The organism is Halobellus sp. Atlit-38R (genome assembly GCF_003665925.1).
GTDB classification, from domain to species: domain Archaea; phylum Halobacteriota; class Halobacteria; order Halobacteriales; family Haloferacaceae; genus Haloquadratum; species Haloquadratum inordinatus.
Map to the genome: position 1 here is coordinate 1 of NZ_QXIJ01000308.1, position 465 is coordinate 465.

General features: G+C 68.6%; 1 protein-coding gene. It reads left to right on the forward strand.

Annotated features, from left to right (window positions below):
- The coding region (locus D3D02_RS19535) for an aminotransferase class I/II-fold pyridoxal phosphate-dependent enzyme (protein ID WP_121571388.1) at window positions 1–465 on the forward strand (465 nt) is incomplete at both ends.

The following is a 465-nucleotide window of genomic DNA, read 5'->3' on the forward strand; positions in this document are numbered from 1 at the left end:
CGAGTATCTCTACTCGCGGCTGTCGAATCCGACGCGGAACGCGCTGGAACACCGGCTCGCGGCGCTCGAAGGTGCCGACCACGCGCTGGCGTTCGTCTCCGGCACGGCGGCCATCGCCGCGACGATGACCGCCGTGGTCCGGCCGGGCGACCACATCGTCGCGTTCGAGGACCTCTACGGCGGGACGAAGACGATGCTCAACCGGCTGTTCGCCGACCGGCTGAACGTGGACGTGTCGTTCGTCGACGCCACCGACCCGGAGAACGTCGCGGCTGCGATGCGCGAGGAGACGGCGCTCGTCTGGATGGAGACGCCGACGAACCCGCTCATGCACCTCTGCGACATCGAAGCCATCGCCGCCATCGCCGACGAGGGCGACGCGGTGTTCGGGGTGGACAACACCTTCCTCAGCCCGCAGTTCCAGAACCCGCTTTCGCTCGGGGCCGACGTGGTCGTCCACAGCAC